Source organism: Oceanobacillus profundus (assembly GCF_003515705.1).
Taxonomy (GTDB): Bacteria; Bacillota; Bacilli; order Bacillales; family Amphibacillaceae; genus Oceanobacillus; species Oceanobacillus profundus.
The window spans coordinates 1-16,789 of sequence record NZ_QWEH01000017.1 but is presented as its reverse complement, the minus strand read 5'-3'; the positions used below and the strand labels follow the sequence as shown (position 1 = coordinate 16,789).

General features: G+C 40.2%; 16 protein-coding genes, 6 tRNA genes and 1 pseudogene. 6 read left to right on the top strand and 17 right to left on the bottom strand.

Features of this window, described 5'->3' with window-relative positions; genetic code table 11:
• Positions 1–161: 161 nt before the first annotated feature.
• From glmM to sigW, 5 genes are all read right to left on the bottom strand, one after another.
• Positions 162–1,508, bottom strand: coding sequence for a phosphoglucosamine mutase (glmM, locus tag D1B32_RS18990; RefSeq protein ID WP_118890160.1), 1,347 nt, complete (start codon positions 1,506–1,508; stop codon positions 162–164).
• A 57-nt stretch (positions 1,509–1,565) separates the two neighbouring features.
• Positions 1,566–2,807 (bottom strand): CdaR family protein, encoded by a 1,242-nt coding sequence (locus D1B32_RS18985; protein ID WP_095312986.1) that lies wholly within the window; start codon positions 2,805–2,807, stop codon positions 1,566–1,568.
• Positions 2,800–3,621 (bottom strand): diadenylate cyclase CdaA, encoded by an 822-nt coding sequence (gene cdaA / locus D1B32_RS18980; RefSeq protein ID WP_095312984.1) that lies wholly within the window; start codon positions 3,619–3,621, stop codon positions 2,800–2,802. The genes D1B32_RS18985 and cdaA overlap by 8 nt, the downstream gene beginning before the upstream one ends.
• 192 nt (positions 3,622–3,813) lie before the next feature.
• Positions 3,814–4,452, bottom strand: a complete 639-nt coding sequence (rsiW, locus tag D1B32_RS18975; RefSeq protein ID WP_118890159.1) for an anti-sigma-W factor RsiW — start codon at positions 4,450–4,452, stop codon at positions 3,814–3,816.
• 15 nt (positions 4,453–4,467) lie between these two features.
• On the bottom strand, positions 4,468–5,031 hold the full coding sequence (gene sigW / locus D1B32_RS18970; protein ID WP_095312980.1) for an RNA polymerase sigma factor SigW: 564 nt from the start codon (positions 5,029–5,031) through the stop codon (positions 4,468–4,470).
• Positions 5,032–5,303: 272 nt separating this feature from the next.
• On the opposite strand from sigW, the gene D1B32_RS18965 reads away from it, so the two are divergent.
• Positions 5,304–5,453, top strand: a complete 150-nt coding sequence (locus D1B32_RS18965; RefSeq protein ID WP_095312977.1) for an aspartyl-phosphate phosphatase Spo0E family protein — start codon at positions 5,304–5,306, stop codon at positions 5,451–5,453.
• 116 nt (positions 5,454–5,569) lie between these two features.
• Here the strand turns inward: D1B32_RS18965 and D1B32_RS18960 are convergent, their stop codons facing one another.
• The 10 genes from D1B32_RS18960 to D1B32_RS18915 all read right to left on the bottom strand — a co-directional run bounded on the left by D1B32_RS18960 (position 5,570) and on the right by D1B32_RS18915 (position 10,874).
• Entirely contained in the window at positions 5,570–6,673 is a 1,104-nt protein-coding gene (locus D1B32_RS18960; protein ID WP_118890158.1) for a phosphomevalonate kinase, read from the bottom strand.
• A gap of 13 nt (positions 6,674–6,686) precedes the next feature.
• On the bottom strand, positions 6,687–7,664 hold the full coding sequence (mvaD, locus tag D1B32_RS18955; protein ID WP_118890157.1) for a diphosphomevalonate decarboxylase: 978 nt from the start codon (positions 7,662–7,664) through the stop codon (positions 6,687–6,689).
• Between the two features lie 30 nt (positions 7,665–7,694).
• Positions 7,695–8,657, bottom strand: a complete 963-nt coding sequence (mvk, locus tag D1B32_RS18950) for a mevalonate kinase (protein ID WP_118890156.1) — start codon at positions 8,655–8,657, stop codon at positions 7,695–7,697.
• Complete coding sequence (locus D1B32_RS18945; RefSeq protein WP_118890155.1) at positions 8,654–9,943, bottom strand: hydroxymethylglutaryl-CoA reductase, degradative; 1,290 nt, start codon at positions 9,941–9,943, stop codon at positions 8,654–8,656. The genes mvk and D1B32_RS18945 overlap by 4 nt, the downstream gene beginning before the upstream one ends.
• A 276-nt stretch (positions 9,944–10,219) precedes the next feature.
• Positions 10,220–10,292: transfer RNA gene (locus tag D1B32_RS18940), tRNA-Lys, on the bottom strand.
• A gap of 141 nt (positions 10,293–10,433) precedes the next feature.
• Positions 10,434–10,508, bottom strand: a tRNA-Gln gene (locus tag D1B32_RS18935).
• 10 nt (positions 10,509–10,518) lie between these two features.
• Positions 10,519–10,603: transfer RNA gene (locus tag D1B32_RS18930), tRNA-Tyr, on the bottom strand.
• A 37-nt stretch (positions 10,604–10,640) separates the two neighbouring features.
• Positions 10,641–10,716: transfer RNA gene (locus D1B32_RS18925), tRNA-Thr, on the bottom strand.
• A 3-nt stretch (positions 10,717–10,719) separates the two neighbouring features.
• Positions 10,720–10,795 (bottom strand) — tRNA-Val (locus tag D1B32_RS18920).
• Positions 10,796–10,799: 4 nt separating this feature from the next.
• Positions 10,800–10,874 (bottom strand) — tRNA-Glu (locus D1B32_RS18915).
• Positions 10,875–11,181: 307 nt separating this feature from the next.
• On the opposite strand from D1B32_RS18915, the gene fabI reads away from it, so the two are divergent.
• From fabI to D1B32_RS18890, 5 genes are all read left to right on the top strand, one after another.
• Positions 11,182–11,958: an enoyl-ACP reductase FabI gene (fabI, locus tag D1B32_RS18910; RefSeq protein ID WP_118890154.1), complete on the top strand. Its 777-nt coding sequence runs from the start codon at positions 11,182–11,184 to the stop codon at positions 11,956–11,958.
• 199 nt (positions 11,959–12,157) lie between these two features.
• A complete protein-coding gene (locus tag D1B32_RS18905; protein WP_118890153.1) occupies positions 12,158–12,877 on the top strand; it encodes a YwaF family protein in 720 nt (239 codons plus the stop codon).
• A gap of 289 nt (positions 12,878–13,166) precedes the next feature.
• A complete protein-coding gene (locus tag D1B32_RS18900) occupies positions 13,167–13,571 on the top strand; it encodes a cytidine deaminase (RefSeq protein ID WP_095312962.1) in 405 nt (134 codons plus the stop codon).
• A gap of 126 nt (positions 13,572–13,697) precedes the next feature.
• Positions 13,698–14,087 carry an RDD family protein gene (locus D1B32_RS18895; protein WP_095312960.1) on the top strand — a complete coding sequence of 130 codons (390 nt, stop codon included), beginning with the start codon at positions 13,698–13,700 and terminating at the stop codon, positions 14,085–14,087.
• A gap of 268 nt (positions 14,088–14,355) precedes the next feature.
• On the top strand, positions 14,356–15,282 hold the full coding sequence (locus tag D1B32_RS18890) for an EamA family transporter (protein WP_118890152.1): 927 nt from the start codon (positions 14,356–14,358) through the stop codon (positions 15,280–15,282).
• A 48-nt stretch (positions 15,283–15,330) separates the two neighbouring features.
• Here D1B32_RS18890 and D1B32_RS18885 read toward each other — a convergent pair whose 3' ends face one another.
• Entirely contained in the window at positions 15,331–16,626 is a 1,296-nt protein-coding gene (locus tag D1B32_RS18885; RefSeq protein WP_118890151.1) for an NCS2 family permease, read from the bottom strand.
• A gap of 45 nt (positions 16,627–16,671) precedes the next feature.
• Positions 16,672–16,789, bottom strand: a pseudogene (locus D1B32_RS24315) (IS30 family transposase); the annotation flags it as partial.

Genomic DNA, 16,789 nt, shown 5'->3' with positions numbered 1-16,789 from the left:
TTGTGAACTTCAGCTTTTTTCTCCTGAATATCAGTCTTTTCCTCGTCAATATCAGTCTTTCTCTTGTGAACTTCAGCCCCCTCTCTAAATGCGTACTAATTTTACATATATGCACAACAAAAAACTGCCCTCCATTTAAATAAGAGAGCAGTTCATAAAAATTATTCTTTTAATCCTAGCAAGTCATCAATAACCTTTACAACTTGGTCGGCATACTTTTCACATTCGTCAGCAGTTGGAGCTTCAACCATGACACGAACAAGCGGCTCTGTACCAGAAGGTCTTACAAGAACGCGTCCTTGTCCAGCAAGTTTCGTTTCTACTGCTTTAATCTCATCTAGAATTACTGAGTTACTTAATGCTTCCGTTTTATCGGTAACTCTCACATTTTTTAATACTTGCGGGAAGATTGTCATTTCACTAGCAAGCTCGGATAAAGGTTTGCCGGTTTCTTTCATGACATTCACAAGCTGGATTGCCGATAGCATGCCATCTCCTGTTGTGATGTAATCAAGGAAGATAATGTGGCCGGATTGTTCTCCACCAAGGTTATAACCCCCATTACGCATTTCCTCCATCACGTATCGGTCACCAACTGCAGTTTTATCACTTCGCATGCCGTTTTCCTCAATTGCTTTATAGAAACCAAGATTACTCATTACCGTTGATACAACTGTATTTTTCTTGAGTAGTCCTTTTTCATTCAAATGTCTCGCACAAATAAACATGATTTGATCGCCATCAACAATATTCCCTTTTTCATCAACTGCAATGAGACGATCACCATCTCCATCAAATGCAAGACCAATATCTGCACCTTTTTCCGCAACAAATGCTTGCAGTTTTTCTGGGTGCGTGGAACCTACTCCGTCGTTTATATTGAGTCCATCTGGGGCAGATCCAATTGAAAAAATATCTGCTTCCAGGTCAGCGAACAAGTGTGTAGCTAAACTAGATGTCGCTCCATGGGCACAGTCAATTGCGATTTGAAAGCCTTCAAAATCATTATCAATTGTATCCTTCAAATAGGAAAGATACTTTTGTCCGCCTTCGAAATAATCGGTGACAATACCAACACCAGCACCTGTAGGACGAGGTAGGGTATCTTCTGTGTCCATTAGCTTTTCAATCTCTGCTTCTTGCTCATCTGTCAATTTAAAGCCATCTGGTCCAAAAAATTTAATTCCGTTATCCTCAACAGGGTTATGCGACGCTGAAATCATAACACCAGCCTGTGCACTAGTTGCTTTCGTTAAATAGGCAACACCTGGTGTCGAAATTACTCCGAGTCGCATTACTTCTGCGCCGATGGATAAGAGCCCTGCTAATAAAGCTCCTTCCAGCATATGGCCTGAAATTCGGGTGTCACGTCCGATAACAACGCGAGGTCTTTCCATTCCATTCGTCAAAACGTAACCACCATAACGTCCTAGCTTGTATGCTAATTCTGGTGTTAGATCCTTATTGGCTACGCCTCTCACACCATCCGTTCCAAAATATTTTCCCATTCGTTACCTCTCCTTTAACTTACATCCAATTCAGCTATCTGCTTACAAATGATTTCATTACTCAGGTTCCACTTCACTAATCTCAATTGTAGCTTCTTCAAATTCTCCAGTAATCGTTATATTATCAGTATCTGGCCCTTCAATCGTAATTGGAACTTGATGCTCTCCAGGCTCCAGATCACTTAAATCAATGAATATACGAATATCCTCAGCTGTTAGTTCTTTTATATCGGCTTCGTCACCCGTAACCGTAATATCCATTTCGGCGGCATCAGGTTCAACAAAAGTAACTGCTTGGCCACTCGTCAGCCCTTCTTCTTCAATTGTTAGTCCTTCCAAAACACGTGTCTGTTCTACATCGACTGTTACCTCAATTGTTTCCATATCGGGAACATTTACACCTTCCGGTAATGACAGTTGCGCGTCTATTGTACCAGATTCGGTGATTTCGGATAAATCAATTGCCTCTGTCTCAAGTTCAGAAATTCCTTCAAGTACTTCACTCGTGGAGAAAACCTCCACCTCATCTACATTAGCAGAAATAGAATTTAATGCATAACCTTCTGGCAGTTCTCCTGTTGTCTCGACTGATACAGGTACCGACTTACTTGGGTTATCAACTTCGGCTGATATTTGTATATTCTCTGGTTCTATTCGGACTGTTAACTCATTCCCCTGTGTATCATACACATTTACAGGCAGCTCGCGATTATTTATTGAACTATCCAGTCCTTCTAAATTAACATAGGCCTTAACAATACCGATTTGGTCAATAACGGACCTTGAGCTTGTAATCGTAACTGTAGGTGGGTCGAGCGTATAATCAACCAGCTCGTATCCAGGTGCCATTTTGTCTTCATTAATAAAATCAGCAACAACAGCAAACTCTTCGCTCGCTCTTTCTTCAATCGTAACCTCAATCGTCTTTGGCTCGATAAAGACAGTAAGATCATTGGAGATATTGTGCTCCAATTTCACCTCGTGATCGCCTTCTTCTAATCCTTGCAAGTCAACATACACATCAAAATTACGTTGAAAAATAAGGGGGGTCAGGTTTCCAGGATTCCCCTGCAAGCTAACCGTAACAAACTCTGGTACACCACTAACCACATAATTTGCTTCATCGATTCGTATTTCGACCGGAACATCATCAAGTGTTTGTGTTTGTTCAGACCTACCAGAAAAAGTTGGATCAGAATGTGAAGAATTAACTGTAACATTCACAAATATATACAAGAACACCGCAAAAGCTAAAGAAGCAAGTCGGACAAACCATTTACTCTTAAACCAATTATCCATTCTTGTTCCCCCTTCGTTTCCACGACTTTTTCTCAGAAGCCTTTTGATTTAGGGATAAATGGGCTTCTAACATCGTACGAAGATTGTCCTGATCAATATCTCGGTGAAGTTCTCCGTTCTTTGTACAGGAAACTGCACCTGTTTCCTCTGAAACAATAATTGTCAATGCATCGGTAACCTCACTGATCCCCATTGCTGCACGGTGCCTCGTCCCTAGCTCCTTCGAAATAAATGGACTTTCTGATAAAGGAAGATAACAAGCAGCTGCGGTGATTTCCCCTTCTTTAATGATGACAGCACCATCATGCAAAGGTGTATTCGGAGTAAAAATATTTGTTAGCAACTGATGCGTCAATTTTCCATTAATCGCAATACCTGTTTCAGCATAATCACCAATACCTGTCTCCCGCTCAATCGAAATTAATGCACCAATTCGACGTTTCGCCATGTAGCTACACGACTGTACTATCGCATCGATTTCTTGTTGCATCTTTTCCTCTTCTGACTTTACACTCCGAGCAAAAAGGTTTCCCCGGCCAAGCTGCTCGAGTGCCCTCCGTAGCTCCGGCTGGAATAAAATGATGATTACAATTAAACCCCAAGAAATGGCTTGATTCGTCAGCCATTGCATGGTTTGTAAATTCAATAATATACTCAAAAGCCAGACCACAAGTACAACGGCAATCCCTTTTAAAAGCTGGATTGCTTTTGTACCTCTAATCAGCATCATTAATTTATATAATACATACCAGACGAGAGCTATATCTACGCCTATTCTTAGCAGATCTATTACATCGAATCCCCCATCAAGCATGTGCACACATCCTTTTGCAATAAAAATTTATTCTAATTATACGCTCAACTAAAACAAGCACGCTTATGTAGCTTGATTTTCAAAAGATAGGAACGTTATCTATTATAACACAATATTGCTAAAACATATTACTTTAGGAAGGCAAAAACCCAGATAAGATTTCCCACCTTACCTGGGTTTATTTTAACATGTTTAAAAGGAAAAAACGCCACTAAAAAAGCTCTTCAGTTGATACCACATCCATTCAAACATCTGATCAACTGTTTCTAATTCGCCATTGACGCCGCCAGCTGAAGCCATGAGTCCATCTCCATTTAGCGTTTCATCATCGCTTATCAGCTTTCCATTCACTAATGTCACATTCCCATCAATTGTACCTTTAATTAGCAATTTCCCATTTTTAACAAGTACGTCACCCGGAACGGTTACTCCTTCTGGTACAATTACCGTATCTCCTTGAATGACTAGTTCTTCTTGTTTTGAGACAACTAATTGACCATCCTCACTCCAAGAAGCAAACATTCCAGTCATCATTAATACGAAGAATATTGCTGCAGCGGTGAGTACCGGGTGCGTTTTAAACCATCGCTTATAGGTTACACGTTTCTTCTCGGTCGGAAGTCTATCCATGACTTTCTGCGTGAAGTCGTTAGGCGCCGCGAAATGCTCCGCACTTTTAATCAATGTAATCGTACGCTTTAGTTCATGGAAATGATGTTGGCAAGCTTCACAAGTTTCCAGATGTGTCCTTAGCTGTATCTCTTCCTCCTTACAAAGATCACCGTCCAAATATTTATGCATCAATTCAACCGATTCTTTATTACATTTCAAGTGTTTCACACTCCTTTACACATGACGAAGCCTTTTTCTTAAAGCTTCTCTCCCACGATGAATACGGGTTTTCACCGTTCCTAAAGGTATATCTAAGATGTCGCTTATTTCTTGTAGGGAAAACTCTTCCAGGTAACGCAACATAATAATGCTTCGATATTTCACTGGAAGCTGGGAAATTTCGTGATGAATATAGCGTTGTAATTCTAAGCTTTCAACTTGCTCACCAGGTAGCCGCTCCTCGCTCGCCAGCTGGGAATACATATCCAACCCTTCCGTTCCTCTGATCTCTGCATCCAGATAATAATCTGGCTTTCGTTTACGGATCCGGTCGATTGTCAAATTCGTCGCAATCCGATACAACCATGTAGAAAACTTTCTGCGATCATCAAACGAATGGATATTCACATATGCACGAATAAAAGCCTCTTGCGCCATATCCTCTGCTTCATGTGCATTACCAAGCATCCGCAAACAATGCTGGTATATCTTATCTTGATAAAAGGAAACGACATCCGCGAATGCAGATTGATCTCCTTTTTTAACTTGTTTTATTTTTTCTATTATAAATTGATCCATCAGGTTACCTCCGCTTACTATGCGGTACTTGTTATACGATTATCTAGCAAAAAGGTTTCAAACTTTATTTAACAAAAAGTATAAAACATTCCTACCTGCACTGCATAGTCCCACTAAGTCATGTGCCCCAAGGCTTGGCAATTATCGAACTCATCTAAAGTAATCGTACAAATAATATTTTATCAAAAAGACACAAAATGTTCACAGACGTTTACTGTTGCAATAATTCGGGTATTTTTCTATTATAGTATACTAGATAGGAGGACAGAATTGTGAATAAAGATCATTTAATTGAAAAAATTGAAGAATGCCGCGAAGAAATGATTTCACTTTCTATAACACATGACCTGACTTCTGAAGCTGTTATCGCATCAAGTGTTAAGTTAGACCAATTAATTAATACGTATCAAAAGCACTACTAGATAAAGATGATACAAATAGGGTAAAAAAAGACATCAAAGTGCTCTCCATCGGAGCAGGAAATGAATGTCTTTTTTATTTGGGCAAAAATTAAATATAAAGTGATCAAATTCCCCATCTATTCTATTATAATATTAGCGCCATATTGATACGATTGTAGACTTAAGGCTTTAATGCCTGCCTCCTCCCAAGCTTTCATCAATTCATCAGCTTGTTGTTTCGATGGCATAAAAGCAATACCACAATCTCCTCCGCCGGCTCCTGAAGGCTTACCCGCTCCGCCCAAGGACTCTGCCAAATCACATAGTGTGCCGAGCAATGGCGTTTCAACCGGTGTATCCGCATCCTTACCAACAGTTGCTAACGCCTCTCTATTTTGTTTTACACCTTTTAATAAAAGCTCCACATCAGCATTCTCCATCCCTTGCAAAAATTGATCTACTGCCAATTTACTTGCATTCAAAAAGCGCTGGAAGGCTTCTGGATTATCTGATTTCAATTGTAAAATTCGGTCGACAAGCTTCGAGGTCGATGCTGGCTTACCAGTCCAACCTACACAAAAATAGACATTTTTCGGCATTTGTATTGATTTTGCGTCATAATACGTCCATGTGCTTTCTACTAAATCTGTTATTGAAATTCGATTCTTATATGCATCCAACAGCCACTCTGCTTGAAACGATGCATATTGCAGCATGCCGCCAAAGGATGAAGCAGCAACGTCTGCGCCTGAACCATTTCCTTGTGTTTTCACATGAGAAATAGCGGCAAGTCTAAAAACAAGCTCTGATGCAGGCTTTTCTACATGGAATTTATTAAGTATAGCCGTGATTACAGATGTTACAACCGCTGCACTTGACCCTAGACCATATTTAATACCAGAACTGTCATCCAATTCGCTGCGAATCGCTAAGTGGAACTTTCCCGGTTGGACATTATTCTCTTTTAAGTATGTATAAACAACCGTCATCGCATCACATACGAATTGCGTTCTTTTGTCATCCGAATGGATTTTCACTTCCTCCGCTTCGTACGACCATTCCAATTCCTCGAGGTCGAAATCATGCAATGTTAGCGTGTTTCTTTCACTTTGTTCAATTGAAGCATAAACAAACCGGTCTACAGCTGTAACCGCTAGTTTTTGATATGGCTCCAGAACAGCAAATTCTCCGGCAATCATTAATTTCCCTGGTACTTTTATAGTCATTGATGTATTATCCAAGACGTTCCAACCCCTAAAGATAGCTTATTCCCTGCCCTGGTTTACTTAAAATCACACCCGAAACACCGGATATTTCAGAAAGTCTTTGCTTAACACGTGCTTCATCCTCCGGCAAGTAAAGGACTTTGACATTTGGTCCAGCATCAATCGTAAAATATGCTGGAATTCCATCTGCTCGCATGTCTTGAATGGCATGCATCACACGCATTGTCGTATCATGCCAATACGTGAATGGAGGGTTCGCAGCTAGTGTCGTTGCATGCATCTTGAGGCAATTTGCCTCAGCAATACTTCCTGCTTTCTCAAAATCTTTCCCTTCAATTGCTTCCTTTATTTGTTTCAAGTCGTTTGGAATACTATCAATCCAGCCTGAATAAAACGGAGATGTCTCCACCGTTCGCTTCATCCCAGCACGACTCGAGACTTTTTTCATTGTAGACGAAAGGACAACAGCAGCAACACGAACATCCCAATGCCGGGCTGGAGCAATCGGAACAGCAAACGAATCCGAACCATCTGCTTGTTCACCCATTTCCCATTCTGCAAAACCGCCATAGATAGAACGACAAGCCGATCCCGAACCTTGACGTGTAAGACGGGATAATGCTTGATCATCCAAATCTAATCCGATTGCTTTTGTACCCGCTGCCGCTAGTGCCGCAAAACCAGAAGCGGATGAGGCAAACCCAGCTGCAGTTGGAACATCATTGATTGAATTCACTTTAGCATATAACTGTTCTTTTCCTGCAAGCTGGCGGATCAAATCAAGGAATTTCGTCACGCGACGGAATGCCTCACCCTCTACAAGCTGATTATCGAGCATAAATTGATCTTCAGATAAACCCTCCTGAAAAGCTACAGTAGTTGTTGTTGAAAAGCCATCCAATGTTAGGGAAAGACTGCTGTTAGTAGGTAAAATCAGCCGTTCATCACGCTTTCCCCAGTATTTAATTAAAGCAATATTTGTATGTGCTTTTGCTGTAGCTTTCATCGTTTTATCTCCCTTGTCTCTCTATTCTTCTTATTTCTGCTTTTTCAATACAAATGGCCACACTGCTGTCGCGCCATACTTTCTTAGCTTCTCTGCAAGCAATTTCGAATGTACTTCATTTTGGGCAAGCGCGATAATGCAGCCACCGTTGCCCCCGCCTGTTAATTTGGCTCCTAAAGCTCCTTCTTTCCGAGCAAAATAAATTAATTTATTCAACCCAGCATCACTAACGCCAAGTGCTTCTAATTCCTTTTGCGCTTCATTTAATAAATGCCCAAGGAAATGTTTACCCGCACGCTCTAGTGCATGCTTTGCTTGATGGGTTAATTCACCAATTCGATCCATTTTTCGCTGAATTCGCTTCGGTGCTGACTTGAGAAGCCTCGCAACGGATTCTACGGATGTACGTGTGTCACCAACTCTTCCAGAGTCAGCAACAATAAAGTGGAAATCCTCTCCAAGGTCAATGTAATCAATTGGGTTTTCTTTCTTATACCAAACTGGAGAACGAGATGTAATGGTGAGCGTATCAAGCCCACTTGGAGCCCCATGTGCATACGTCTCCGCTACATTTGCAAGCTCCAACAGCTCGTCGTCCGTACATTCTCGGTCAGCAAAGTCAAATAATGACCGAATCACAGAGATTGCAACAGATGCACTCGAGCCTAACCCTTTTCCAGGCGGAATAGAGGAATTAATTCGAATCAGCAGGTCTTTACAAGGGATTTGTAAATATTCTAGCGACGCTTCAACACACTGGACGATTCCTTGTAAGGATTCCGGCGCTAAATGTAATGGTCCATGGTAAAAAGAACTATCCATTTTAACCGACCCTGGTACACGTTCAATAACTGTTTCAACACCAATTAATGGAAATGGAATGGCAATTGCTGGTTGTCCGTGTACAACCGCATGCTCTCCAATCAAAATTAGCTTACTATGAGCTATACCAATAGCTGTTTTTTCTGAAGTTGTTACTTTTTCTGCACTCATTTTGTATACTGTTCCACCAATTCTTTAGCTTTTCCGACACGGATTTGTTTTTGTTCAACTAGTTGTTCTGCAATGATATCGATCATCTCCCCAGTAGCTCCTGCCGCGATCGCAACAGAGCGAGAGTGTAAAGCCATATGGCCCTTTTGGATACCATCAGTAGCTAATGCCTTCAAAGCTCCGAGATTTTGCGCCAATCCAACTGCCACAATCACTTGGGCAAGCTCTTTGGCTGATTCAATGTGCATCATAGATAATGAAAGCTTCGCTAATGGATGCACTCGTGTTGCTCCACCGACTGTTCCAATAGCCATCGGTAATTCAATTTCTCCAACCAAATTACCTGCTTCATCCTTTGACCAAGTTGTCATCGAGCCGTAGCTGCCATTCCTTGCAGCATATGCATGGGCACCAGCTTCCACGGCTCTCCAATCGTTCCCAGTCGCAATAACAACCGGGTCAATTCCATTCATAATACCTTTATTATGCGTAACAGCACGATACGGATCAGATGCAGCAAATTCAAACGCATGGATCACCCCATCACGTACTTCCTCCCCAGAAAAATCACCTGTAGCAAGTAATGCAGGAGGGATAACACATCGTGCCCGTGCCAAACATTCATCAGCATAATTTGACAAAATTCGTAAATAGACTTTTCCATCCGTTAATTCTTCGACAATTGGTGCAATTGATTCAACCATTGTATTGATGATATTCGCTCCCATTGCATCACACGTATTGATATGCATATGCATGACGAGCATCTGACTATAGGCAGAATCCGCTGCTTCATTCAGAATACGAACATCCATATCCTGTGCACCGCCACCACGAGCAACAATACTTGGGTAAGCTGCGTTTGCTGCTTGGATTAGTGTTTTCTTTGCATGAAGCACTGCTTGCTTTGCAGCTTGAAAATCAGAGCAGCCAACTACTTGAATTTGACCAATCATCACGCGTTCCGTTGCCTCCGTTTGGAATCCACCGGCACTTCTGACAATTTTAGCGATATGGCTGGCAGATGCAATAATAGAAGCTTCTTCAACAGCCATCGGCACTATATATTCTTTCCCGTTTATAAGAAAATTCAACCCCAACCCCAACGGAAGTTGAAATGTTCCAATCACGTTCTCTATCATCTTATCTGCAGTTTCTGTAGATAGAGGTTCTTTCCTATATAGATTATTCCATTCTTCCGGAGAAAAATGGTAATTATCTTTTAAAAGCTCTCGTCGTTGTTCAACAGACATATTATAGAAACCGGGGATTCTGGAAGATTTCATCCTGGATCATCCTTTAATATTGATTATATAAAAAACAATACTTCAATCGTTACATTTTTCATTGAATAAATTATAACACGATATCGTAGTTTTTTTCATTAGAAGCTACCTGCTCCCATTGCCAAAAAATGCTACGCTAAAATTAAATTCACTGTATCTATTATGTTAAAAATTCACATAAAATGCAAATAAACAAGGTAGTATGCATCTATCACAACGACCTTGTTTATTTTATCTCTGCTGTATATAATCCAATATTGGATAATGTTAAAATGATGAGCCATGAAGGATTCGAACCTTCGACCCTTTGATTAAAAGTCAAATGCTCTACCGACTGAGCTAATGGCTCATGTAGAAAACGAAATGTGTTCGTTAGAACTAGCTTGTAAATAACCCTAAAATGTAAGTTCAAATGGAGGATGAAAAGGACGAAGAAATTCGGCGTGTCATTTTTACCGGACTATTTGAACAATCCTAAAAAAATTAAAAATGGCTGGGCTACTAGGATTCGAACCTAGGGTACACGGGATCAAAACCCGATGCCTTACCGCTTGGCTACAGCCCAACAATACAAATGGTGGAGGGGGGCAGATTCGAACTGCCGAACCCTGAGGGAGCGGATTTACAGTCCGCCGCGTTTAGCCACTTCGCTACCCCTCCATATTATGAACCATTTCTTTAATCTTATACCGAAAAATGGTGCCGGCCAGAGGACTTGAACCCCCAACCTACTGATTACAAGTCAGTTGCTCTACCAATTGAGCTAGGCCGGCAAATGGTGGAGGATGCAGGGCTCGAACCTGCGACCCCCTGCTTGTAAGGCAGGTGCTCTCCCAGCTGAGCTAATCCTCCATATTGGTGACCCGTACGGGATTCGAACCCGTGTTACCGCCGTGAAAGGGCGGTGTCTTAACCGCTTGACCAACGGGCCATACTTTGGTTTCAAGTCAGCTATAACGACAACTTTGAAACACCCTGTCGCAGACTGACGAATTTTATTATAACCAGGAATGAAATGTTTGTAAAGGGTAAATTTGATTTTTTTTACGTTTTTTTATAAAAAGTCGCAACACCCCTTATATATTAAGGTTTCCAAGACAATAAAAAGAATATTACAAACGGAATTTATGCTAGATTATGCTAGATATTGTAAGAAGTTACTCGGATTTTTATTTTAGTTTCATCACCAGGTCCTAATAGGTTATAATAGAAAAAAGATATTTTGATGGAGGTTTATTATGTCAAATCTACTGCAAGGAAAAAACGTTGTTATAATGGGTGTTGCCAATGAAAGAAGTATTGCTTGGGGAATTACAAAATCACTTCATAATGCTGGAGCAAACTTAATTTTTACAAATAGACAGGAACGTTCACACCAAAAGTTGGTTAAATTATTGGAACAAAACGATATCGAGCCAAAGCTTGTCGTTTCCTGTGATGTTGCTAGTGATGAAAGTATTCAAGAAGCATTCCAAGAGATTAAAGAAAAAGTAGGCGTTATTCATGGTCTCGTTCATTCAGTTGCATTCGCAAAACGCGAAGAATTAAAAGGAGAATATGCGGACACTTCCCGAGATGGCTTCTTAATAGCACAGGAAATCAGTGCTTACTCACTTGTTGCCGTTACGAAGGCAGCAAAAGAGTTGATGACCGAAGGCGGAAGTATCGTAACACAATCGTATCTAGGGTCTGAACGTGTTATTCCAAACTACAATGTCATGGGTGTTGCAAAAGCTTCCTTAGAGGCAAGCGTCCGCTACCTAGCAGAAGATGTAGGTAAATATGACATCCGCGTTAACGCTATTTCTGCTGGTCCAATTCGTACATTATCAGCTAAAGGTGTATCCGGCTTTAACGAAAAAGCAAATGTTATTGTAGAAAAAGCACCACTTCGTCGCAATGTCGATCAAGATCAAGTTGGTGACGCAACTTTATTCTTTATTAGTGATCTTTCACGTGGTGTGACAGGTGAAGTACTTCATGTTGATTCTGGATTCCATATTATTGGTGGCTAAAACGGAGAATGAATTGCAAGCATATAGCTTCTAGAGGTATAAGCATCATTCTATTTATAGCGTTTCATAGTCGTAACTATCCTTCGTGATAAATAAAGTCGCATAATTTTTATGCTTTCTTAATTAAATGCAATAAGACGCTTTGCTATCAGCCCATGATTCAAAGCGTCTTTTTAACTTTTAGAAAGGATGGATATGGATGAAGGAATGGTTTGGAACCTTAGATGGCGAGCCCTTTACGGCGTTCGGAACAAGTCATATTACGATAATTCTCATCTATTTTATTGTAATGCTTATGCTCATTTTTACGTACAAAAAAATCAATAAAAAACAGTACCAGACTTTACGGTGGGTTTTATTCAGCATATTAATATTAGCGGAACTCTCCTATCAAGTATGGGCAGCAACCAATGGCATTTGGAGTATGAAGGAGCAACTACCACTTCATCTATGCAGTATCGCCAGCATAGTAGGAGCAATTGCACTTATAACACAACATAAAAAGTTAATTACGATTACATTTTTTATTGGATTTATTCCACCTTTTCTAGCACTGCTCACACCAGAGCTTCCATACGATTTCCCAAATTTTCGTTTCTTTATTTTTTTCATCCATCATATTACGATTTCTTTCGTTGCACCACTATTTCTAGTTCTCATAAATGATGTCCAATTAACGTTAAAATCCACGTTTGAAGCGTATGGTTATTTATTAGTATACGCAGGTATCATTGGTTTTTTTGTTAATCCTAATATAAAATCCAACTATTTATATCTTGCAAATCCTCCAAGCACAAGCAGCCCGCTTGATTTACTTGGTAGCGGGGCGAACTATTATCTTCAGTTAACTTTACTGGGTCTTGTTGTGTTTATCGGGCTTTATTATTTTTACCGAATCTGTCGGAAGGGGCTTTCTTAGCAGTGTTATGAGAGCTTTTTAATTGATCTTGGATTTCTTCTATATTAATTCTCGTTTTTTCAAGGCGCTCTACCTTTTCTGTTCAAAGCTGTTATTTTCGCAACGTTGCTTATATATATTTCTTTGGATATCAGCCCCTTTGCAACTCCAATTGTTTCATACTTCTTCCATTGTTCGAAACCAAGCTTGCCTCCTCATCAAAATTTGAATTTGGCAATTACAGCACTTTCTTTCCTAACGAAGCGCAACATTTATGCTTTAATTATATATAAGGAGAGGAGGGAAACAATTGAATTTAGAACGGACACTTTACCAAGCAGCCACCGAATTAATTGTCAAGAGATACCCCACTGGCTGGGGTGGTGCTGCGGCGATGTATACAGATGATGGAGAAATCCTTACCAGTGTTGCACCTGACGTTATCAACGCTTCCACTGAATTATGTATTGAAACCGGCGCGATTTTAGAGGCACACAAGCTAAATACAAAAATCACCCACAGCATCTGTGTCGTAAGGGATGATGAAAATAGCTCATTTAAAATATTAACTCCTTGTGGGGTATGCCAGGAAAGACTATTTTATTGGGGACCAACGACGAAAGCCGCAATCACTACAACAAGTGGAGATATCACTTTTAAAGCACTTGCTGAAATTCAGCCTTTCCATTGGTATAAGGCATATTGTGAGGATTGATGATCGTTCAGGAGCTTCATCCCACGATAAAAAACATTAAACAACAAATTTCTCACGATAAAGCGAAACCTTTCCTTGCAGTACTCGTACATAATAGAAACAACTAAATTTACAGGGGGAATTTCTGTGAAGGCAATTACAAAAAAACGTACAAAAGCAGTTTTAATCGACAGTGTTATTTCAGGTGTCGCGTCAGTCGGTGTCGAATATTTATTAAAGAAGAAAATTAAAAATGAAGCTTTCCATGCGCTCGTTACTCCAACTCTTGTGATGTGGTCTTTGGAATATGCACAACTAAAAACTTGCGGTCAAACGCTTGGGTATAAAACAATGGGACTAGCCCTTGAAAATGAGAACGGCTCTGAGCTAACATCTGGTCAAATCATTAAACGCATGGCTTACCGTGATTCATTAAGTACGTTTAAATACATGAAGGACCGAAAAGCATTTGAAGGTGAAGATGGTTCCGTATTACCGCATGACGAGGTTGCCGGGACGGTCGTTCGAGAGGTTTAGCGGAGTTGAGTAAAGCACCTTATTAAACTTCTAAACGAGGAAGAGGCTATGCCTTATCCTCGTTTTCGTTTTACAAATGAAACGTGCCCCTCCAATTTAGAAAAAACTCCAATTAACTATAATTTGATATTATCCCCTCCTCTTGCCAGCAATTCTTAACAGTGAGTAGTATCCAAATACCCACGAAGCTATGCTATAATAGATAAGATGGTCTTCTTTAAATACAATTCATATTATATTATTTTAATCGTAACGGAGGGGAAATTATATGAAAAGACACCATGCGATTATTATTTTCTCTTTAGGAGCTTTTTTCTTTGGATTAAACCCGTTATTTATAAAATTAGGTTTTGCTGCCGGCTGGAGCCTCAATGAAATCAATGTTATACAAGCAATCATCGCTTTTACAGTCCTCTGGATAATAGGGTTATTTGCCATCAAACGAAACCCACAAGCAGTTAAAAAGCTTTCTTTCAAAACCGTACTCTCACTCATGGCAGCAGGAAGCTTCACCGGTTTAACAAGTGTCCTTTATTATGGCTCCATGCAATATCTGCCAGCATCACTAGCTGTTGTTTTATTATTCCAATTCGTATGGGTTGGGGTATTGTTTGAATGGATCATTTATCGTCGAAAACCAAGTGGCAAGACATTGCTCACTATTGCACTAACATTAGTTGGTGTATTATTCGCAGCAGATGTCTTTAATGGCGGATTAAGCGAGATAACACTTATTGGCTTCCTGCTTGGAATCGGCTCTGCATTTACCTATTCCGCTTTTATTATTGTCAGTGGACGTGTAGCAGTTGATGTTCCAGCAACGATTCGTTCCCCAATTATGGTAACAGGTGCAGCTCTATTAATCTTTATTCTATTTCCTCCGCACATGACATTAAATGCCAATGTCTTAAGCAGTGGAAGCATCTGGATCTATGCAGGAGCACTTGCGCTATGCGGACTGATTTTAACACCACTCATGTTTGCCATGTCGACGCCACATCTACCAGCAAGCTTAGCTACTATCCTTGGTGCAATTGAGCTTCCTGTATCAGTAGTCGTTGCATACATTGGATTAGCAGAATATGTTGCTCCATCTAGATGGTTTGGGGTTTTGCTGATTCTAGCAGCAATCGCGATTGGTGAAATGCGAGGACTTTGGCAGGTAGTATTGAAACGGAAACGGTATGTGCACTAAATACATTAAACCTCAGGGTGTCCGAACCCTGAGGTTTATTTTAATTCGCTATGCAATAAAGATAAAATATAAAATAAATAACAAGCAAAGCACATACATAATCGGATGTATTTCTTTATAACGCTTTTGCGCAAGGAGCGATAATGGATAAAGGATAAATCCAAATGCAAGACCCATAGCCACACTGGAAGTTAATGGCATCATAATGATCGTCAAAAATGCTGGAATAACAATTTCGATTTTACCCCAGTTAATATTCCGAATATCCATCGCCATTAATGCCCCAACAATAATTAAGGCAGGAGCAGTAACTTCTGTCGTTATAACAGCTAGAATTGGTGAAAAGAATAATGCAATCGCAAAGCAAAGTGCAATGATGATCGATGTAAATCCAGTCCTTCCTCCCACCGCAATTCCTGATGAGGATTCAACACTTGTTGCAGGTGTAGATGTCCCCAATATTGCTCCGATTGACGCAGCTGAAGAATCCGCAAGCAATGCTTTTCCTATCTTCGGAATCTTATTGTTTTTCATGATTCCCGCTTGGCTCGTAAGTGCAATTAACGCACCAGCTGTATCAAAAAAGGCAACAAATAAAAAGGTAAAAATTACTGCTAATACATCAGGTGTAAATATTGCATCCAAATTCATAAACACAGCACCAAATGTTGGTTCAAGACTCGGAATCGTACCGATAATCGAGGATGGAATTTTAATTAATCCAACAAGCATTCCAATAATCGTTGTAATCGCCATCCCATAAAAAATTGCCCCATTCACACCACGAACGAGCATAATAATTGTGATGATGAGGCCAACGATAGCTAATGCTGTTCCAGGTAAAGTTAAATCACCAATCGAAACAATCGTATCTGGATTAGCAACAATAATTCCTGCATTTTTAAACCCAATAAACGCAATGAAAAAACCAATTCCAGCAGCAATCGCATGTTTTAAATCCTCCGGAATCGCATTAATAATCTTTTCCCTGATTTTCATCAAGCTTAAAATCATAAAGATAATTCCCGCAATAAAGACACCAGTCAAAGCTACTTGCCATTCAATCCCCATCCCGATAACAACCGAAAAGGTAAAGAATGAATTCAGCCCCATACTAGGCGCAATAGCAATTGGATAATTTGCAAGCAGCCCAATAAGTAATGTACCAATGATTGCAGTAAGTGCAGTAGCTGTAAACACAGCTCCCCGATCCATCCCTGCTTGACTAAGAATAAGCGGGTTTACGACTAAAATATACGATACGGAAAGAAACGTTGTCAGCCCTGCGAAAACTTCCTGTTTATAGGATGTATTTCTTTCTGTAAAACCAAAAAAGTTTTTCATGATGTGTAGTATCTCCCATTTGCTACTTTTGTATATGACCGTTTGTCAAATTAAGTGCAACAGTTCTTCTTGAAACGCTTCGTGAGTAGTTTTCCAATTCAAACATTTTCTGGGTCTATTGTTGATTAGTGACAGTGCATGTTCTAATTCTTCGTCTGAGACT

Bases quoted from the DNA above. Each gene is read 5' to 3' on its own strand.
- mvk (WP_118890156.1), bottom strand. From the start codon at position 8,657: ATGAGTGCAGAAAAAGTAACAACTTCAGAAAAAACAGCTATTGGTATA.
- glmM (WP_118890160.1), bottom strand. From the start codon at position 1,508: ATGGGAAAATATTTTGGAACGGATGGTGTGAGAGGCGTAGCCAATAAG.
- D1B32_RS18885 (WP_118890151.1), bottom strand. From the start codon at position 16,626: ATGAAAAACTTTTTTGGTTTTACAGAAAGAAATACATCCTATAAACAG.
- sigW (WP_095312980.1), bottom strand. From the start codon at position 5,031: ATGGATCAATTTATAATAGAAAAAATAAAACAAGTTAAAAAAGGAGAT.
- D1B32_RS18945 (WP_118890155.1), bottom strand. From the start codon at position 9,943: ATGAAATCTTCCAGAATCCCCGGTTTCTATAATATGTCTGTTGAACAA.
- D1B32_RS18905 (WP_118890153.1), top strand. From the start codon at position 12,158: ATGAAGGAATGGTTTGGAACCTTAGATGGCGAGCCCTTTACGGCGTTC.
- cdaA (WP_095312984.1), bottom strand. From the start codon at position 3,621: ATGCTTGATGGGGGATTCGATGTAATAGATCTGCTAAGAATAGGCGTA.
- D1B32_RS18985 (WP_095312986.1), bottom strand. From the start codon at position 2,807: ATGGATAATTGGTTTAAGAGTAAATGGTTTGTCCGACTTGCTTCTTTA.
- D1B32_RS18890 (WP_118890152.1), top strand. From the start codon at position 14,356: ATGAAAAGACACCATGCGATTATTATTTTCTCTTTAGGAGCTTTTTTC.
- fabI (WP_118890154.1), top strand. From the start codon at position 11,182: ATGTCAAATCTACTGCAAGGAAAAAACGTTGTTATAATGGGTGTTGCC.
- mvaD (WP_118890157.1), bottom strand. From the start codon at position 7,664: ATGAAAGCTACAGCAAAAGCACATACAAATATTGCTTTAATTAAATAC.